This is a genomic window from Streptococcus sp. 1621 (assembly GCF_013276615.1).
In the GTDB taxonomy this organism is placed as follows: Bacteria; Bacillota; Bacilli; order Lactobacillales; family Streptococcaceae; genus Streptococcus.
Map to the genome: position 1 here is coordinate 1,173 of NZ_VMLJ01000031.1, position 20,665 is coordinate 21,837.

Genomic DNA, 20,665 nt, shown 5'->3' on the forward strand with positions numbered 1-20,665 from the left:
ATTTTCATTGAGTATCAGATTTAAGAAATTAACTTCCTCGTCTCCAGAAAATAGCTAAAACAATCATAGCTCCTAAAATCGCTGGGATAATGGCTGTTCCTGATATAATTGGTCCCCAAGTCCCAAAAAGCAAATGCCCTATAAAGGCACCAATCCAGCCTAGAAACATTTTTCCAAAACATCCCATTCGCTCTCCACGATTAGTCAGAGTACCTGCTAAAAATCCCACTAGGAGACCAACGAACATACTTCCTAACATATTATCTCCTTAATTTGCCCAATCTCCGTTACGGAAGAGTGGTACACTTGTCCCATCCTCACGGATACCATCTATATCCATTTGACTAGAACCAATCATAAAGTCTACGTGAACATCTGAACGGTTAAGCCCCGCAGCTTCAAGCTCTTCTTCGCTCATCTCCGCTCCACCAGCTACGCTAGTCGCATATGCTGCACCAATAGCCAAGTGGTTTGAAGCATTCTCATCGAAAAGGGTGTTAAAGAAGGTAATACCTGACTGAGAAATTGGGCTTGGATCTGGTACCAAGGCACATTCACCCAAGGCACGCGCACCCGCATTTTCAAAGACAAGGTCTTTCATGACTTGATCGCCTTTTTCTGCAGTGATATCCACAATTTGTCCATCCTTGAAGGTTACTTTAATGCCTTCGATGATATTTCCATTATAGCTAAGCGGTTTTGTAGAAGTGACATAACCATCTGCGCGATGAAAATCAGGTGCTGTGAAGACTTCTTCAGTTGGCATATTTGGCAAGAAGCCTTCGCCCTGGGCATTGATAGCACCAGCTGATTCCCAAACGTGGTTCTTTGGCAAACCAAGGGTCAAATCTGTCCCTGGCGCTGTGTAGTGAAGGGCTGAAAATTGCTCCTTATTAAGCATATCGGCCTTGCTCTTGAGGATAGCTGCATGTTCCTCCCAAGCCTTAACAGGATCTGCTTCGTAGACTCGGCAAGTTTTGAAGATTTGGTCCCAAAGAAGATCGACTGCTTCTTCATCGCTCGCAGCATTTGGAAAGACTTTCTTAGCCCACTCAAGTCCAGCAGCGGCTGCTACAGTCCAACTAACCTTGTTAGATTGCGTTGCGATGCGCATTGGCTTCATGGCAAGTCCCATAGCTTTGGCAGAAGCTGAGAGCTTGTCAGCGTCCACTCCGTTCAAGGCACCTGGGTCAGAAGAACGAACTCCAAGACGGCTAGCTTTGTTCTCCAAAAGATAGTTCATCTCAGCAATCTTGTATTCTGGCACATTGTCCAGACGCTCCATCGGCGCATGGAGGAATTTCTCACGGTTAATCACATCATCTGTCCACTGAACGATCACCTCATGTGCACCCAAAGCATAAGCTTCTTTGACGATTAAGTGAGCCAACTCACGTTGCTCCACATCGATAGAGAGAGCCAAAGTGTGACCAGGTTGCACATTGATTCCGTTCGCAACCAATAATTTCGCATATTTTTCTAGATTTTCTTTAAAATTTGGTAAAACCATTCTGTTTTCTCTTTTCTATTTTTATTTTTCTTTCAAAGCAGAAAAGATTCCTGCTAAAGCAATAGCACCTGACAAGAGTGCTGTCGATAGAAGGATTGTACGATCAGCAAGTTCCAATTGATACTCAAACACCTTCTCAGCCGGCTTATCTTCCGCAAAAATTCTTAGTTTCATGAGAACCCCCTTAAAATTTATTAAAACAAATCACTATGACTTCCTGTCCTAAGCAAATTTAAAATCAATTCTTCCTTGTCTACTTTATAAACCAAAAGCCAATCTGGCTGGATATGGCATTCACGAACTCCTTGAAAATGCTTGGATGCCGTCAATTGATGATCACGATATCTAGCAGGAAGTTCTTTTTCTTGAACAAGAAAATTTAAAACTTCTTCTAATAATTCTGCCTTCAAACCACGCTTCATAGCCAACTTAAAATCTTTTTTAAACTGTTTATGATAACGAATCTTAAGCACGCAAATCCTCCATCAAGTCAGAAACTGATTCAAAAGACTGGCTCATATTACGATTTTGGTCTAAATCCGTTAACACTTGGAGCAACTTCCGATTTTCGTCTAGTCTAACATCAAAAGGTAATCCCTGATATTGAATAGCCTGACGAAGGAAAATATTAATAGCTGTTGTCATATCCATTCCCAGATTACTAAACACCTGTTGGGCCTGCTCCTTGACCTCACTATCCAAACGGATACTCATACTCGTCTTTGACATACTCTCACCCTCTTTCTATAGACTATTTTAACAAAAAAGAAGGCTCATGTAAATCTATTAGATATACATGAGCCTCTTTGGATAGATGATTAAACAATTTTTTTAAAACAACTCATCAAACAAACTGAGCTGGTTATCCTCTGGCATATTGCCCAGAATCCCCATTTCATCCATCTTTTCAACCAAGGTTGAGGAGAGACCACCGCGTTTGCGTAGTTCTGTTTTAGAGAGAAACTCTCCCTCTTCACGCGCTCGAACCAACTGCCTAGCAACGTTTTCTCCCAGACCATCCATTGCTACAAATGGCGGGACGAGGGTATCCCCGTCGATGAGGAACTCTGTCGCCTGACTACGGTAGAGATCGAGTTTTCCAAACTTGAAACCACGTTCCCACATTTCATTGACAATCTCAAGAGTTGTATAGAGGTCAATCTCCACATTAGAGGCCTCATTGTTCTTCCGTTTTTCAGAGATTTCTTCCATTCTGCGTTTGATGGCATCCAAGCCCGCCCCCATGGTCTTGATATCAAATGCCTTAGCACGGATAGAGAAGTAAGCACAGTAGTAATAAATGGGATGATGAACCTTGAAGTAAGCTACACGCAGGGCCATCATAACGTAGGCTGCCGCATGGGCTTTAGGGAACATGTACTTGATTTTCCCACAGGATTCGATATACCACTCTGGTACCTTATTAGCCTTCATGGCTTCGATGTAGCCATTGCGTTCCTCTTCGGAAATCTTGAGCCACAATCCCTTACGTACCCGTTCCATAATGGTAAAGGCCATCTTAGGTTCCAGACCCGCATGCATGAGGTAAACCATGATGTCGTCCCGACAACCGATAACAGTCGATAGGTCCGCTATTCCTTGCTTAATCAGATCCTGGGCATTTCCCAACCAAACGTCAGTACCGTGGGACAGACCAGACAACTGAAGCAATTCCGCAAAGGTGGTCGGATGTGTTTCGTCTACCATTCCACGTACAAAATTTGTTCCAAACTCGGGAATCCCCAACATACCCGTAGGCGTTCCGATTTGCTCAGGAGTTACTCCTAGCACATCAGTCCCAGAAAAGAGGGCCATCACGCCTTCGTCATCCATAGGGATTTCATTAGGGTCAAGCCCAGACAAATCCTGAAGTTTCCGAATCATGGTCGGATCATCATGTCCCAGTACATCGAGTTTGAGGACGTTCTCATCAATATCATGGAAGTTAAAGTGAGTGGTCTGCCATTCAGCCGTCACGTCATCCGCTGGATACTGGACAGGCGTAAAATCGTAGACATCCATGTAGTTAGGAATAACAACAATTCCCCCCGGGTGTTGTCCCGTTGTTCGCTTGACACCAGCTGCACCTTGAGCGAGGCGTTCAACCTCTGCATCACGATAAAACTTGCCATAATCTCGCTCGTAACCCTTGACAAAGCCATAGGCAGTCTTGGCAGCTACCGTACCAACCGTTCCCGCACGGAAGGCATATTCCTCACCAAAGATATCACGCACATCCAAGTGGGCGCTAGGCTGGTCTTCTCCCGAGAAGTTCAAGTCAATATCAGGAACCTTATCCCCATCAAAACCAAGGAAGGTCTCGAAAGGAATATCCTGTCCGTTTTTGCTGAGTTTATGACCACAGTTTGGACAGTCCTTATTGGGCATATCAAATCCTGAACCGTACGAACCATCTGTGATAAACTCACTGTACTGACACTGATCACAGACATAGTGAGGGGAGAGAGGATTGACCTCCGTAATCCCAATCATGGTCGCAACGAAACTAGATCCGACAGACCCACGAGAACCCACCAAGTAACCCCGTTCATTGGAACGTTGCACCAGCATCTGCGATGCCAGATAAATCACAGCAAACCCATTCCCCAGAATAGAGGTTAGTTCTTTTTCAATCCGCAAATCAACGATATCTGGCAGCGGATTTCCATAAATCTCAAAAGCTTTCTTGTAGGTCAATTCAGCGACCGTTTCTTCCGCCTTGTCAATGAAAGGTGTGTACAAGTCCCCCTTAACGACCTCAACGGGTTCAAAGATTTCTGCCAAGGCATTGGTGTTTTCAATGACCAATTTCCGAGCTAATTTCTCTCCCAAAAAGGCAAATTCATCCAACATCTCATTGGTCGTTCGAAAATGAGCCTTGGGAAGAGGAGCTGGTTGGGCATGTTCCCCATGACCGATAGTTCGGTTAATCATCGCCCCCTGTCCCAAACTACGGACGATAATTTCACGGTAAATCTCTTCTTCTGGTTCGATATAGTGGACATTTCCCGTAGCCAGAACAGGCTTGCCAAGGCGGTCTCCCACTTCTATCAAACTTTTGATAATGGTCTGGAGTTCTTCCATATCCTTGACCTGCTCCTTGGCAATCAAGGGAGTATAGATAGCTGGTGGCATGACCTCAATAAAGTCGTAATACTTGGCCACCTCAACCGCTGCATCCACACCCTGGGAAACGACTGCATCAAAAACTTCACCTTCAGAGCAAGCTGAACCTAAAATCAAACCTTCCCGATGGGCATCTAAAACCGTTCTCGGAATCCGTGGCACCCCTTCAAAGTATTTGGTATTGGACAAAGAAACCAGTTTAAAGATATTTTTTAGGCCTGCCTGATTCTTGACATAAATGGTCGCATGTTTGATCCGAGCTTTTTTATAAGAATCTGGACTAATCAAATCAATGTTTAATCTAGCCAAATCAGTCACACCATGTTTTTCTGACACCTCTTTGATAAAGATGAAAAGCAGGCGACCTGTAGCTTCCGCATCGTAATTGGCCATGTGGTGATGTTCTAAAGCCACACCAAAACGCTTGGTCAAAGGTCCCAAACCATGACGTTTATACTCAGGATAGAGATTTCTAGCAAACTCAAGTGTATCAATAACTGGCTGACTAATCTTTGGCAGACCATGACGCTCATAGTTGGCATTCATAAATCCAACGTCAAAGGTAGCATTGTGGGCAACTAGGACCGTATCCTTGCAAAACTCTTGAAATTCTTGCAGAACTTGTTCCAGTGGTTTGGCATTTTTGACATGATCATCTGTAATTCCAGTCAACTCAGTAGTAAAAGCTGACAAAGGATGTCCAGGATTGATAAATTCATCAAATTCAGCAATGACATTCCCCTTGTACATCTTAGAAGCCGCAACCTGAATCAAGTCATTATAGATGGCTGAAAGGCCTGTCGTTTCCACGTCAAAGACCACGTAGGTCGCTTCCGACAAGTTCATCTCCACTTCGTTATAAACGATAGGAACACGGTCCTCCACGATATTGGCTTCCATACCATAGATCAGCTGGATTCCCGCTTTCTTAGCCGCCTTATAGCCATGTGGGAAGGACTGAACATTTCCATGGTCTGTGATGGCAACCGCCTTGTGTCCCCACTTAGCAGCTGTCGCAACGATTTCTTCTACCTCTGGTAGAGCATCCATGGTCGACATATTAGTATGAGCATGAAACTCAACCCGTCGTTCTCCTTCTGGCATTAAATCCTTCCGCTCATAGTGAACAACTTCCTGCACGTCTTGCACGTTCATAGTCAAATCGCGTGTGAAGTTATTCATCTCCACATTCCCACGAACACGGAGCCAAGAATTTTTCTTGATGAGATCAAATTTCTGAGCCTCTTCCTCATTCTTAACCCACTTTTGCATCGAAAAACTTGAAGTGTAGTCCGTCATTTTAAAGTTGATCAAAACACGCCCTGTTCTGGTCACTTTTTGCTCCACATCAAAAACAACCCCTTCAAAGACCAAACGATTTTCCTCCGTCGTCACTTCAATCATAGGAGTAATCTCTGCCTTATCCAGCTTCGGTTTAGCTGCAGCTTTTTTAGCTTGAAAATCAAAGGCTGGTTTCTCTTCCGCTGGAGGAGGTGCCATCTGTTCTAGTTGTTCCATAGCACGGAGCGCTTCCTCATTGGCCGCTTGAACAATCTGCTCATTTTCAGCATGAAATGCTTCTTCCTGCTCTTGAGTCAGCACATCATTCTTCTCGACTTGACAATTAAAAGTTGGAAAACCAAATTTTTCAAGTTGTTTGGCTAAATTAGGAAGATGATTTTTCTTAAAGTGCTCCTTATCAATCGCCTCAGAGCCTTCAATAAAGAGCTGATTGCCCTCCGCACGAACTTGCAAATTTTGATAAAGGGACTTAAAACCTTGACTAGCACATGGCCCCTCAGAAAAAGCCTCTCTATAATAGGCCTGCAAGAGTTGATTTGAAAATTCTTGAGACAGAGCCTTGATTTCGAAAACAGCTTTATTGCCTGTCTTAGAAAATTCTTCGCTCAAACCTCTCTTTAATTCTAAAAAGATTTCAATCGGTAAAATATTAGAAAATACGAAATGAAACTCCCATACCTTACTAATTTTATGAACCACAACTCGCTCAATATCAGCCTGTGATAAAACAGGAGCCTGTCTCATTTCAGCAGGCATCCCCAGTTGATTCATCAAAATTTCAAAACTATTTGACATTCATTTTCCTCACATTATTCTCCTACTATTTTACCATATTTAGAGGTATTTTCTAAAGACAAAAGGAAGCCACTAAGTGACTTCCTTCTAAAGTGAGGACAGATTAGTCTTCACCTTTGTTTTTCTTAATGATTTCTTCTTGTACTGACTTAGGTACATCTTCGTAGTGGTCAAATACCATCATGAATGTACCACGTCCTTGAGATGCAGAACGAAGAACTGTTGCGTAACCGAACATTTCAGCAAGTGGAACGTAAGCACGAACGATTTGGCTATTACCGTGTGCTTCCATACCATCTACACGTCCACGACGAGCAGTTACGTGACCCATAACATCACCAAGGTTTTCTTCTGGAACAGTGATTGTTACAAGCATCATTGGTTCAAGGATAGCTGGTTGTGCTGATTTAGCAGCTTCTTTAAGGGCAAGTGAAGCCGCAATCTTGAAGGCAGTTTCAGATGAGTCGACATCGTGATATGAACCATCATAAAGCTTAGCTTTAACGTCAACCATTGGGTAACCTGCAAGAACACCGTTAGCCATAGATTCTACCAAACCTTTTTCAACCGCTGGGATAAATTCACGAGGAACCACACCACCGACGATTGCGTTTTCGAATTCGAATCCTTTACCTTCTTCGTTTGGAGTAAATTCGATCCATACATCACCGAATTGACCTTTACCACCAGACTGACGTTTGAAGAATCCACGTGCTTGAGTAGAAGCGCGGAATGTTTCACGGTAAGATACTTGAGGAGCACCTACGTTCGCTTCAACTTTGAACTCACGACGCATACGGTCAACAAGGACGTCAAGGTGAAGCTCACCCATACCTGAGATAACTGTTTCTCCAGTTTCAACGTTTGTTTCAACGCGGAATGTTGGATCTTCTTCAGCCAATTTTTGAAGGGCGATACCCATCTTGTCTTGGTCAGCTTTAGATTTTGGCTCAACCATCAATTGGATAACTGGTTCTGGAACGTTGATTGACTCAAGAATGATTTTAGCTTTTTCATCTGTCAATGAGTCACCAGTTGTAGTATCTTTCAAACCAACGGCAGCAGCGATATCACCTGAGTAAACAGTGTCAATTTCTTGACGGCTGTTAGCGTGCATTTGAAGGATACGTCCGATACGCTCACGTTTACCTTTAGAAGTGTTCAATACGTAAGAACCTGATTGAAGCACACCTGAGTAAACACGGAAGAATGTCAAACGACCTACGAATGGGTCAGTCATGATCTTGAAGGCAAGAGCTGCAAATGGCTCTTCGTCAGATGCTGGACGAGTTTCTTCTTCGTCTGTATCTGGGTTGATACCTTTGATTGCTGGGATGTCAAGTGGGCTTGGAAGGTAGTCGATAACCGCATCAAGCATCAATTGAACACCTTTGTTCTTGAAGGCAGAACCACACAATACTGGGAAGAATTCAACGTTGATAGTTGCTTTACGAATACCTGCTTTCAATTCTTCGTTAGTGATTTCTTCACCTTCGAGGTATTTCATCATCAATTCTTCGTCAGTTTCAGCAACTGCTTCAATCAATTTTTCACGGTATTCTTGAGCTTGGTCAAGGTATTCAGCTGGGATGTCTTCTTCAAGGATATCTGTACCAAGGTCGTTCGTATAGATTTCAGCTTTCATCTTAATCAAGTCGATGATACCACGGAAGTCATCTTCAGAACCGATTGGCAATTGGATTGGGTGTGCATTTGCTTGAAGACGATCGTGAAGTGTGCTTACAGAGTAAAGGAAGTCAGCACCGATTTTGTCCATTTTGTTGGCAAATACGATACGTGGAACTCCATACTCAGTTGCTTGACGCCAAACTGTTTCAGTTTGAGGCTCAACACCTGATTGTGAGTCAAGAACGGTAACCGCACCATCCAATACACGAAGAGAACGTTGTACTTCGATTGTGAAGTCCACGTGTCCTGGTGTGTCGATGATGTTTACGCGGTGGTTGTTCCATTGAGCTGTTGTTGCAGCAGATGTGATAGTGATACCACGTTCTTGCTCTTGCTCCATCCAGTCCATTTGTGACGCACCTTCGTGAGTTTCACCGATTTTGTGGATTTTACCAGTGTAGTAAAGGATACGCTCAGTTGTAGTTGTTTTACCAGCATCGACGTGAGCCATGATACCGATATTACGAGTTTTTTCAAGTGAAAATTCGCGTGCCATGAGGTTTGTTTCTCCTATTTATTTTTGATTTCTATTCTATTATAACACGATTTTAATAAAAACGGATAGGCAGGACCTACCCGTTCTCAATGTTTTCATGCTATTGTTGGTTTCAACTTACGAGCTGGTAAGTTGAGTTATAGCTAATACTAATCGATTTAGCTAATTTGAACCCAGGCTAAAAGCTCGGAAAATAGATAAACTCTCCTAGAATCTTCGATTCTTCGTCAAGTTTCCTAATTTTCAGTCGCTTTTTTAACGCCCTTAGTATCTTAATCTTACCAACGGAAGTGTGCGAATGCACGGTTAGCTTCAGCCATACGGTGAGTGTCTTCACGTTTCTTAACAGCTGCACCAGTGTTGTTAGCAGCATCCAAGATTTCTTTTGCAAGACGGTCTTGCATTGTGTGTTCACCACGAAGACGAGCGATTGTTACCAACCAACGAAGTCCAAGTGTTGTACGACGTTCTGGACGAACTTCAACTGGGACTTGGTAGTTAGAACCACCAACACGGCGTGCACGTACTTCAAGTACAGGCATGATGTTTTCCATAGCTGTTTCAAATACTTCAAGTGCATCGTTTCCAGTAGCTTCTTTGATTTGCTCAAAGGCACCGTAAACGATTGAAGCAGCTGTACCACGTTTACCATCAAGCATAACGCGGTTGATAAGACGAGTAACTAGTTGTGAATTGTAAAGCGGATCTGGCAATACGTCACGTTTTGGAGCTCTATTTTTACGACTCATTTCTCTTTATCCCCTTTCCTTATGCTTTTGGACGTTTAGTACCGTATTTAGAACGGCCTTGTTTACGATCGTTAACACCTGCAGTATCAAGTGCACCACGGACGATATGGTAACGTACCCCTGGAAGGTCTTTTACACGTCCACCACGAAGAAGAACCACGCTGTGCTCTTGCAAGTTGTGTCCGATACCTGGGATGTAGGCAGTAACTTCGATAAGGTTGCTCAAACGTACACGAGCGAATTTACGAAGGGCTGAGTTAGGTTTTTTAGGTGTCATTGTTCCAACACGAGTTGCAACACCACGTTTTTGTGGTGAAGAAACGTTTGTTTGAACTTTTTTATGACTGTTGTAACCAACGTTCAAAGCTGGTGATTTAGATTTTTCTACTTTTGATTTACGCGGTTTGCGAACCAATTGGTTAATTGTAGGCATCTACATTCTCCTGTGTTTTTTTATTTTTGGTGATGATACACTTGGTGACAGCTATCATCTGTGTGTACTTTTGCAACATTTGTCAGCACGTCCCTGTACACTCTTGAGAGACCAAAAGTAAAAAGTACCGTCTATTATTGTAACAAAATTTCCCCTTGCTTGTCAAGATATTTTTCTTTTTTATTGTTAATCTTTTCGCTACGTAACTTCTCAAAGTAACTTCCACTTACCTAACCGAAGTGGAAATTAGTCTAAAACGGATTTTTATGGTGGAATTAAGTGTGAGACTTTCCGTTCCATCGTTGAGAAGATGGGAAAAGATCCGTCAACGATTTCAAAAGAAATCAAGCGCAATCGCATCATGCATCCAACATCCGTCAAATCTGATTGTACGGATTGCCCACTTCTCAAAAAGCTCCTTATGTCTGTAACAACGCGTTTTTCTCATACTAAAAGCTAGGTTGTGGAAAACTGGAAGTTAGTTTTATATTGAATTGAAATAAGACATGAACAAATCTATTGGGAAAGTCAACTTAATTTCTAGAAATGTTTTAATAGCAACAACGTACTATTCTAGTTTCAATCTGCTATAGAAGTTACCCTTTTCATTCTCTCAAAAGCCAATCATAAAAGAGGAGAAATCAAAGTTCCTCCTCTTCACTGTTTACTATCGAATCAAGTAAATCAAATCGTTACTCATTCACAATTTTTTCATCAACTTTAGGGTTTAGAGTTGTTCCCCAATGTGTAATTGTACGCTGTTGTACTAGTGGTAAGTCTGTGCGGTTGTAAACTGTACGCCATGGTTCCCATACAAGACCCGTCTTTTCTTGAACCTTGATACGAAGATTACGGACATTTCCTTTAAATTGAATCTCTGTTTGGAAGCCTGAAGTTCTGTTTTTTCCGTTATCTTCCCATTGACGTGAACGGATTTCTGGATTTCCTTGTTCATCATATGTAATTTCATCCCAATAGATGTAGTAACGCGCAACATAAGCACCCTTATGATGAAGTTTCAAGAAGCCATTTTTGTAAGAAGTCACCTTCGTTTCGATATAGTCTGTACTATTTTGTAAAGTTGCTTGGGCATTATCTTTTAGGAAGGCAGTCTTATATGAGATTGGCACAGCTGGACTTTGAGCGCTAAAGTTAGCTCCTTCTCTGATGAGTTCCTTCAAGTTTTCGACTGTTCCTGTGACAACTTTGGCGGCACCGCTAGCATTACCTCCTACAATTACCGCTGTTACAGAAGTATTCTTCAATAGACGGCTCCATTCAGAATTTGGAGCAATTGTTGCGCCTTTGATAACCGCATTGATAGCTGCTTTTAATTCAGTAGACTTACTTGTTGACTCAAACTTAACATAGATTTGACGTCCGTAAGAAACATTTGATACATATACAGGTGGAGTTTGTGAATCAACACCTCTTTGTTTTAAATCTTCAGGTGTCACACTCTTGTCAAATACAGCCGCTGGATTGGTCGGTGCATCAAATGTCGCTGTATAGTAGATTTGTTTAAAGTTTACAACTTCAATTTGCTTTTCACCCTTTTGCACAGCCTCAAAGTCAATCTTGAGCGGTGCACCTGCTTTTTCAAAGTCTGCACCAAATTTTGCTTTCAATTGGTTCATGCTATAGGCTGTAGTTGATTCATACTGAACACGGGCAGGAACGGAATGGCTAGATGAGTAATTCTTTGTCCATCTTTCAACCAAGGTATTCATCGCAGACTGCATACCACTAGTTGTAGGATCTGCTTCAATTCGGCTGTCAGACTGAATCATACCAGGTAAATCGACGCTGACTGTCCCCTTTGCACGGGCAAGACTAATCAATTCTGGCTGATTTTCTAGCAGATTTTGGTTTGCCTTATACAAGCCACCTAGGAAGACATTTTGATTTCCATTGATGGAAACATCTGCTGTGCCTGTAGAGAGAGTTTTCTTGATTTTTTCTACAACGACAAACTCTCCATTTTGTTCCTTAGCACTTGTGTTGTAGCGATTTTCTAAGGTTTCTCCCTTGCGAGTTAAAATATCCAAAGGATTATAAGTTAAGCCAAAAAGGTAGTCTTTCAATGCTGATTTTTGATCTACTACTGGTGTAGTTCTATCCTGTCCAACTTGAGTTGTTGCTGAACGGAATACTTCCACTTCTGCCAAGCTCAATGGGGTATTTTTAGTTTTCAACTCCACTTTTACATAACGAGCGCCTTTGGCTGTGAAGAAAACTTCAAGTTCTGCCTTCCCATTCAAACTATCAAAGTGTTGACGAGCAACTTCTTGTTTTGCTTCATTTAACAAAACAACATCAAAATTGGAAAGACGATTAGCTACATTCCCATCTCCACGATTGTAAAGTTTAACTTTTCCAACATTCTCTGTTTTTCCAAGATCAACTTGCCACCAAGCATTGTCTTCAAAGTTTGTATGCGTTACAGAATGGTGCCCATAGTCACTATCAACATTACCATCCACTGCTCGTGTAGCAGCTCCTCCATAAGCAGTAGAACTTTGACTAGCTTGTTTTCCACGAGCAATGTTTTCTGTCTCAACTGGACGATTCCCTTGCTCTGTAGCCAAAGCTACTCCCTGAGCGTTCAATAAAAAGGCCGCAACAACAGCACTACACACACCGAGTCCACACTTTTTGACAAAGCGATGCAAACGTTTTTCTTGATTCATTCCTTATTCCTCCGTTTTTAAATGAATACGTTTTCCTATTTGTCTATAGTCTATCAAATTTCAAGCAAAAGTCAAGCACAAACCAGCAAAAAAGTCAAGAAAATAAGAAGAAAACGTTTGCTGAATTTTTCTGATATTTTCTTTAGATTTCCAGTAAATACTATAGTTTGGAAACTAGATAAAACTTGAGAAGCGCTAGCTTTTTCTCTTCCTATTTATAGTTTCGCTAGATGAACTTTTTAAAGAAATATTAGAAATCAATTTCTGAATAAAAATAGCTGAAAACACATCATCTTCCTAATAATACGTCTTGTCTTATGTGACATTTTTATACTGTCAACGTCGCCTTGCCGNNTTTCATTGAGTATTATTTCCATTATTTATACTGATATATAAAATAGTACGGAAAACTTCTCAAAAGTAAGAATTTCTTTGACAAATCAAAGAAAACGCTTGCATCTTGTTTTACTACATGCTATACTGATATAGAAATTTATTGATTGGAGAATCATTATGAGAAAAACACCAGCTCAAACTGAGAAAAAAATGGTCTACAGCATCCGTTCCCTCAAAAATGGAACTGGTTCTGTCCTTATTGGAGCAAGCCTTGTCCTACTTGCTATGGCTACGCCAACTATCTCAGCCAACGAAAGTACAACAGCTAGTACAGAAGCACCGAACACTATTGTTCAACCAACTACTGATACAGTAGATAACTCCGGTAAGAAGAAAAGTGACATCTCTTTACCTGAAAATGCGAACGCTTCCCTAGAGAAAAAAGAAGAAAAACCTGTAACAGAGCCAACTACTCCTGTTGCAAGCCCAGCCGATTCAGCACCGCAAACCGGACAAGATCGTTCAAGTGAGCCAACTACTTCTACCAGTCCAGTAGCAACTGAAACTAAGGCAGAAGAGCCAATCGAAGACAACTACTTCCGTATCCATGTCAAAAAACTTCCTGAAGAAAACAAGGATGCTCAAGGACTTTGGACTTGGGATGATGTTGAAAAGCCTTCTGAAAACTGGCCTAACGGAGCCTTGTCCTTTAAGGATGCCAAGAAAGATGACTACGGCTACTATCTAGATGTCAAATTAAAGGGAGAACAAGCCAAGAAAATTAGCTTCCTCATCAACAATACAGCTGGAAAAAATCTAACCGGCGATAAATCTGTAGAAAAACTAGTTCCAAAAATGAACGAGGCTTGGTTGGACCAAGATTATAAGGTTTTCTCTTACGAACCACAACCTGCAGGAACTGTTCGCGTCAACTACTACCGCACGGATGGCAACTATGACAAGAAATCTCTCTGGTACTGGGGAGATGTGAAAAATCCAAGTAGCGCTCAATGGCCTGACGGAACAGACTTTACGGCTACAGGCAAATATGGTCGCTATATCGACATCCCTCTTAAGGATGCCGCCAAAGAATTCGGCTTTTTATTACTAGATGAGAGCAAACAAGGAGACGACGTGAAAATCCGTAAAGAAGATTATAAGTTCACAGATTTGAAAAATCATAGCCAAATTTTCCTAAAAGACGATGATGAATCGATTTACACAAATCCATACTATGTTCATGATATCCGTATGACAGGTGCCCAACACGTAGGAACGTCTAGCATTGAAAGTAGTTTTTCAACACTTGTTGGTGCTAAAAAAGAGGATATCCTCAAACACTCCAACATCACTAATCACCTAGGAAACAAAGTAACTATCACCGATGTTGCAATCGATGAAGCTGGTAAGAAAGTGACCTACAGCGGAGATTTCTCTGACACAAAACATCCCTATACTGTTAGCTACAATTCCGACCACTTCACTACCAAAACAAGCTGGCGTCTTAAAGATGAGACTTACAGCTATGATGGCAAACTTGGAGCTGACTTAAAAGAAGAAGGAAAACAAGTTGATTTGACCCTTTGGTCACCAAGTGCTGATAAGGTTTCTGTTGTTGTCTACGACAAGAATGACCCTGAAAAAGTAGTTGGAACTGTCGCTCTTGAAAAAGGGGAAAGAGGAACTTGGAAACAAACTCTAGATAGCACAAACAAATTAGGCATCAAAGATTTCACTGGATACTATTATCAATACCAAATCGAGCGTCAAGGGAAAACTGTTCTTGCACTCGATCCTTACGCTAAATCTCTCGCTGCTTGGAACAGCGATCTTGCAAAAACAGACGATGCCCATAAAGTGGCTAAAGCTGCCTTTGTAGATCCAGCCAAACTAGGACCGCAAGACTTAACTTATGGTAAGATTCACAACTTCAAGACTCGTGAAGATGCCGTTATCTACGAAGCTCATGTGCGTGACTTCACTTCAGATCCTGCCATTGCAAAAGACTTGACCAAACCATTTGGTACCTTTGAAGCCTTTATTGAAAAACTAGACTACCTCAAAGACTTGGGTGTGACCCACATCCAGCTCCTTCCAGTCTTGTCTTACTACTTTGTCAATGAATTAAAAAATCATGAACGCTTGTCTGACTATGCTTCAAGCAACAGCAACTACAACTGGGGATATGATCCTCAAAACTACTTCTCCTTGACTGGTATGTATTCAAGCGATCCTAAAAATCCAGAAAAACGAATCGCAGAGTTTAAAAACCTCATCAATGAGATCCACAAACGTGGCATGGGAGCTATCCTGGACGTAGTTTACAACCATACAGCCAAAGTCGATATCTTTGAAGATTTAGAGCCAAACTACTACCACTTTATGGATGCTGATGGGATACCTCGCACTAGCTTTGGTGGTGGACGTTTAGGGACAACCCACCATATGACCAAACGCCTACTAGTTGATTCTATCAAATATCTAGTTGATACCTACAAAGTGGATGGCTTCCGCTTCGATATGATGGGAGACCATGACGCCGCTTCTATCGAAGAAGCTTACAAGGCTGCACGCGCCCTCAATCCAAACCTCATCATGCTGGGTGAAGGTTGGAGAACCTATGCTGGTGATGAAAATATGCCTACTAAAGCTGCTGACCAAGATTGGATGAAACATACCGATACTGTCGCTGTCTTTTCAGATGACATCCGTAACAACCTCAAATCTGGTTATCCAAACGAAGGTCAACCTGCCTTTATCACAGGTGGCAAGCGTGATGTCAACACTGTCTTCAAAAATCTCATTGCTCAACCAACCAACTTTGAAGCAGACAGTCCTGGAGATGTCATCCAATACATCGCAGCCCATGATAACTTGACCCTCTTTGACATCATTGCCCAGTCTATCAAAAAAGACCCAAGCAAGGCTGAGAACTATGCTGAAATCCACCGTCGTTTGCGACTTGGAAACCTCATGGTCTTGACAGCTCAAGGAACTCCGTTTATCCACTCTGGTCAGGAATACGGGCGTACCAAACAATTCCGTGACCCGGCCTACAAGACTCCAGTAGCAGAGGATAAACAACCAAACAAATCTCACTTGTTGCGTGATAAGGATGGCAATCCATTTGACTATCCTTACTTCATCCATGACTCTTACGATTCGAGTGATGCTATTAACAAGTTTGACTGGACTAAGGCTACAGATGGAAAAGCATATCCTGAAAATGTCAAGAGCCGTGACTATATGAAAGGTTTGATTGCCCTTCGTCAATCTACAGATGCCTTCCGACTTAAAAGTCTCCAAGATATCAAAGACCGTGTCCACCTCATCACTGTCCCAGGTCAAAATGGTGTAGAAAAAGAGGATGTAGTAATTGGCTACCAAATTACTGCTCCAAACGGTGATATCTACGCAGTCTTTGTCAATGCGGATGAAAAAGCCCGCGAATTTAATTTGGGAACTGCCTTTGCCCACCTCAGAAATGCTGAAGTTTTGGCAGATGAAAACCAAGCAGGGCCAGTCGGAATTGCCAACCCTCAAGGACTTGAATGGACTGAAAAAGGCTTGAAATTAAATGCCCTTACAGCTACTGTTCTTCGAGTCTCTCAAAATGGAACTAACCATGAGTCAACTGCAGAAGAGAAACCAGACTCAAGCCCTTCCAAGCCTGAACATCAAAATGAAGCTTCTCACCCTGCACATCAAGATCCAGCTCCACAAACTAAACCTGATTCTACTAAACCATCTGCAACAGTAGCTGATGCAGAAAATAAACCTAGCCAAGCTACAACTGGTTCACAAGCTGAGAAGCCACATAAGGACAGTAATACTCAATCACTTCCAGCTACTTCTACACAAGCTATTGTAACTTCCTACACCCCAGCTTATACAAATAAGAAATCGGAAACTCCAAATCAGACAACTAAAGCTAGTTGGAAACAAGAAAATGGCATCTGGTATTTCCATAAAGCAGACGGTTCTCTAGCTACTGGTTGGGTGAAAGATGGAGATACTTGGTATTATCTAAAAGATGATGGCTCTATGGTAACTGGTTGGGTAAAAGATGGCAATGTTTGGTACTTCCTAAATAGTAACGGCTCTATGTCAACCGGTTGGGTTAAGGATGGAGATACTTGGTACTATCTTGAGCCATCAGGAGCTATGAAAGAAAATCAATGGTTTGAAGTTTCTGGCAAATGGTACTATGTTGATTCATCAGGTAAACTTGCAGTTAATACAAGAGTTGAAGGCTATTTGGTCAATGAAAACGGTGAATGGGTTAGCTAAAACTGCTACTGTATAACCTTTGCATAGCTAGATATAGCCAATCCAAATACAGGAAGCTCAACGATCACAAACTCCTGTTTGCAGGAATTAGTCTCCTTGCGCTCCTAGATCTCAGGTTCTTGCTAAAAAACAAAAAAGAGAACTAAACTAGCCCTCCTATAGAACAATGAGCCTGAGACAAAATAGTTCTCGACCACAAAAAAGCTAGAGATTTTCAATTGTGGAACTCTAGCTTTTTAATTTTGAGTCGTTCTCTTATTGTATTTTAAGAGGTTATTAGCCATAAGTACCAATCCCATGTCAATTCTCACTTGACGCTTGCCCCTCAGATTAGATCTCTTGTAACCCAAACAAGCCTTTATCTGCCCAAAGACAGGTTCCACATCAATCTTACGTTGAGCGAAAATCTGTCTACCTTCAGGAGATAAAAGCGCCTGACATTCTTTAGCTTTCAAGTTTTGATAGCGTTCGTTCATATACAGTCCCTTTCGAGGGGCTGATTTAGGTTCATCAGCATAGTAAACCTTGATTTCCTGTTGAAAGTCCGTCTGTGTTTTCTGATGTTTGATATGGTGAAAACGATAGCACCAGCCATCAGGATGTGTGTAGCTATCCTCCTTGTCATTATAGTGCCAATTCGATAAGTTTTTAGCTGACTGTTTATACCTTCTCTTTTGTTCCTTATCAAACACGGCATATTTAATCAGATGGTTTACCTGCTTTTCATCTAAACGAAGGAGGTTCTCTTCACTTCCATATCCAGCATCTGCGACAACTGTCTTCAAGTCATGCGGATAGGTTTCAAGGAAGGGGAGAAGAGTCTTGGTATCTGTCGGATTTGAAAAGACATCATAGTGAAGAACAAATTGGTTTTCAGTAGCGATTTGAAGATTATAAGCAGCCTTGAGTTGGCCATTTTTCATATGGTCTTCTTTCATTCTCATAAAAGTGGCATCTGGATCGGTTTTGGAAAAACTGTTACGCCCTTCAAATGTCTCCTGATAGTTCTCATATTTTTCAGCACGTACTGAAAAATCCTCCTTGACTTTACGCAAGACTTTCTTGAGTTTACGACGCTGGGTTTTACGTTCATCCTTTCCTTTAACGGGTGTCTCCTCAATGTCCTGGTTCAGTTTTTCCAATTCTTCTTCAAGAACTTGAGCGAATGCAAGCAACTGCTCTGAAGAAATTGGTTCTTCTTCATCCAGCTTAATAGCCTGATGGATAAGGGGTGTGATTTCTTCTTGAAAATAGATCTGTATCTGTTCTTGAAGTTTGGCGGAGAATTTCTCTGTCGCTTTCTTCCACACAAAACTATACTTGTTGGCATTAGCTTCAATCTTAGTCCCGTCAATAAACAGACAATCTAAAGTCACTAATTCTTCCATTTTTAAACGAAGATTGAGGTCGATGAAAAGATTACGAATGAGTTCTTCCATCCCTTCAGCGACTCGAAAACGATTGATGGTGCGGTAGCTGACAACTAACTGTCCTGTTAGGTACTGCATAGCCAGATTCTCAACCATCATTTTTTCAATTTTTCGTCCAGAGAAAATCCCTTGTGAATAGGCAAATAGAAGAGCAGATACAAGCATTTTAGGGTGATAAGACGGGCGACCAAAGGCATGATAGAAGGCGTGGAAATGACAATCCTCCAAGGTATTTACCTCTTTTTCAATAGTAAAGACGAGATGGTCTTGTGGCAAGAAAGAACTGATTTCTAGTGGTAAAGTTGTTTGATTTGTGTTATAGTGAATATGCATGGGATAGCCTTTCTAAATGGTTTATTAAGCAATTCTATTTTACCAAGACTATCGCAACCATGCAAAAAAGCAACGGCAAATCCGTTGCTTTTTTTGGGGACATAAGAGACTATTGTCCCAGACTCATTGATTTTTGTACAATATTTGTTGTCCTAATAAACTTGATTAGGATTTTTTATTAAGCCTCTTTCATGGCAAAATAAGCCCGTACTTTTGGAGCCACTTGCGTGCCGAAGAGTTCAATAGCTCTCAGAACCTGATCATGTGGCATGGAACCAAGCGGTAGATGGAGCATGAAGCGGTCCAAACCTAGATCTTCAATCATGCGAATCAATTTTTCTGCCACCTGATCTGGATTTCCCACAAACATGGCGCCATTTGGTCCAACTTGCTCTAAATATTGTTCATAACGCAATTCCTGCCAGTGCGGGCGATCTTTGGAAATAGCATCCACTACTTGCTTGGTCGGATGGAAATAATCTTTCACAGCCTGCTCGCCATCTTCAGCAATCCACCCCCAAGAATGAGCCCCAACCTTTAACTCATTACTGGTATGACCCGCTTCGCTACCAATCTCACGATAAGCCTGAATCAACTTTTTAAAATAACGCGGATTCCCACCAATAATGGCATAGACAATCGGTAGACCTGCCTGAGCAATCTTCACTGTTGATTCGACATGGCCACCTGTCGCTATCCACAAGGGTAATTTGTCCTGAACTGGACGAGGATAAACTTCCTTGCCAGAGATTGTTTGGGTCAATCGCCCTTGCCAGTCTATCCTGGTCTTCTCATTGACTAACTGGATCAAGTCTAATTTCTCATCAAAAAGGGCTTCGTAGTCTTTCAAATCATATCCAAACAAGGGAAAAGATTCCGTGAAAGACCCCCTTCCAGCCATAATCTCCGCACGTCCATTTGACAAAGCATCGATAGTGGCATACTGTTGGAACAAACGAATAGGGTCCATGCTCGAGAGAATGCTGACTGCACTGGTCAAACGGATTTTCTTGGTATTAACTGCCCCAGCGGCCAGAACAATCTCTGGGGCTGATACCGCAAAGTCTTCCCGATGATGCTCACCAATCCCATACACGTCCAAACCAACTTTGTCAGCCAATTCAATCTCTGCCACCAACTGACGAATGCGTTCAGCATGACTGTAAGTCTGTCCAGTCCCTTCAAGCTCCGTTGTTTCCCCAAATGTTGAAATTCCCAATTCTACCATATCCATTATCCTTGTCTATTTCTGTCCTTCAATTTGAAAAATTATTCTAATACTCAATGAAAATCAAAGAGCAAACTAGGAAGCTAGCCGCAGGCTGCTCAAAACAGTGTTTTGAGGTTGTGGATAGAACTGACGAAGTCAGTAACCATACCTACGGCAAGGTGAAGCTGACGTGATTTGAAGAGACTTTCGAAGAGTATAACACGAATCATGAGTACAAGCAACCAATTTGCTCACAAGAAAAAGCCTAGATAACTA

General features: G+C 41.9%; 14 protein-coding genes and 1 pseudogene. 3 read left to right on the forward strand and 12 right to left on the reverse strand.

Translation table 11 applies throughout. The features are described 5' to 3' along the window. Positions 1-28: 28 nt before the first annotated feature. The 9 genes from HT697_RS07000 to rpsL all read right to left on the reverse strand — a co-directional run bounded on the left by HT697_RS07000 (position 29) and on the right by rpsL (position 10,100). On the reverse strand, positions 29-259 hold the full coding sequence (locus tag HT697_RS07000) for a GlsB/YeaQ/YmgE family stress response membrane protein (RefSeq protein WP_173218048.1): 231 nt from the start codon (positions 257-259) through the stop codon (positions 29-31). 9 nt (positions 260-268) lie between these two features. Then, positions 269-1,510, reverse strand: coding sequence for an aminopeptidase (locus HT697_RS07005; RefSeq protein ID WP_173218050.1), 1,242 nt, complete (start codon positions 1,508-1,510; stop codon positions 269-271). Positions 1,511-1,531: 21 nt separating this feature from the next. Continuing rightward, entirely contained in the window at positions 1,532-1,684 is a 153-nt protein-coding gene (locus tag HT697_RS07010; protein ID WP_007285108.1) for a hypothetical protein, read from the reverse strand. A 20-nt stretch (positions 1,685-1,704) separates the two neighbouring features. Further along, positions 1,705-1,983 carry a type II toxin-antitoxin system YafQ family toxin gene (locus tag HT697_RS07015; protein WP_042900272.1) on the reverse strand — a complete coding sequence of 93 codons (279 nt, stop codon included), beginning with the start codon at positions 1,981-1,983 and terminating at the stop codon, positions 1,705-1,707. Then, a complete protein-coding gene (locus HT697_RS07020; protein WP_049551202.1) occupies positions 1,976-2,239 on the reverse strand; it encodes a type II toxin-antitoxin system RelB/DinJ family antitoxin in 264 nt (87 codons plus the stop codon). The genes HT697_RS07015 and HT697_RS07020 overlap by 8 nt, the downstream gene beginning before the upstream one ends. Before the next feature lie 102 nt (positions 2,240-2,341). Next, the gene (locus HT697_RS07025) at positions 2,342-6,733 is read right to left on the reverse strand and encodes a PolC-type DNA polymerase III (protein ID WP_173218052.1); all 4,392 of its coding nucleotides are present in this window, start codon (positions 6,731-6,733) and stop codon (positions 2,342-2,344) included. Between the two features lie 103 nt (positions 6,734-6,836). Continuing rightward, a complete protein-coding gene (fusA, locus tag HT697_RS07030; RefSeq protein WP_000090348.1) occupies positions 6,837-8,918 on the reverse strand; it encodes an elongation factor G in 2,082 nt (693 codons plus the stop codon). A 278-nt stretch (positions 8,919-9,196) separates the two neighbouring features. Next, positions 9,197-9,667: a 30S ribosomal protein S7 gene (gene rpsG, locus HT697_RS07035; RefSeq protein ID WP_000087873.1), complete on the reverse strand. Its 471-nt coding sequence runs from the start codon at positions 9,665-9,667 to the stop codon at positions 9,197-9,199. 19 nt (positions 9,668-9,686) lie between these two features. Continuing rightward, positions 9,687-10,100, reverse strand: a complete 414-nt coding sequence (gene rpsL / locus HT697_RS07040; RefSeq protein WP_001142332.1) for a 30S ribosomal protein S12 — start codon at positions 10,098-10,100, stop codon at positions 9,687-9,689. A gap of 274 nt (positions 10,101-10,374) precedes the next feature. On the opposite strand from rpsL, the pseudogene HT697_RS07045 reads away from it, so the two are divergent. Beyond that, a pseudogene (locus HT697_RS07045) lies at positions 10,375-10,535 on the forward strand (helix-turn-helix domain-containing protein); the annotation flags it as partial. A 257-nt stretch (positions 10,536-10,792) separates the two neighbouring features. On the opposite strand, the gene HT697_RS07050 reads toward HT697_RS07045, so the two are convergent. Beyond that, complete coding sequence (locus tag HT697_RS07050; protein WP_173218054.1) at positions 10,793-12,790, reverse strand: thiol-activated cytolysin family protein; 1,998 nt, start codon at positions 12,788-12,790, stop codon at positions 10,793-10,795. A 513-nt stretch (positions 12,791-13,303) separates the two neighbouring features. On the opposite strand from HT697_RS07050, the gene HT697_RS07055 reads away from it, so the two are divergent. Beyond that, positions 13,304-17,416: a pullulanase gene (locus HT697_RS07055; protein ID WP_240147147.1), complete on the forward strand. Its 4,113-nt coding sequence runs from the start codon at positions 13,304-13,306 to the stop codon at positions 17,414-17,416. A gap of 236 nt (positions 17,417-17,652) precedes the next feature. Here HT697_RS07055 and HT697_RS07060 read toward each other — a convergent pair whose 3' ends face one another. Next, a complete protein-coding gene (locus HT697_RS07060; protein ID WP_173219324.1) occupies positions 17,653-19,179 on the reverse strand; it encodes an IS1182 family transposase in 1,527 nt (508 codons plus the stop codon). Here HT697_RS07060 and HT697_RS10355 point away from each other — a divergent pair. After that, positions 19,140-19,361, forward strand: coding sequence for a hypothetical protein (locus tag HT697_RS10355; RefSeq protein ID WP_345789463.1), 222 nt, complete (start codon positions 19,140-19,142; stop codon positions 19,359-19,361). The two genes, HT697_RS07060 and HT697_RS10355, sit on opposite strands and share 40 nt — an antisense overlap. On the opposite strand, the gene HT697_RS07065 is transcribed toward HT697_RS10355, so the two are convergent. Next, positions 19,358-20,407 carry an LLM class flavin-dependent oxidoreductase gene (locus HT697_RS07065; protein ID WP_173219327.1) on the reverse strand — a complete coding sequence of 350 codons (1,050 nt, stop codon included), beginning with the start codon at positions 20,405-20,407 and terminating at the stop codon, positions 19,358-19,360. The two genes, HT697_RS10355 and HT697_RS07065, sit on opposite strands and share 4 nt — an antisense overlap. Positions 20,408-20,665: the final 258 nt, after the last annotated feature.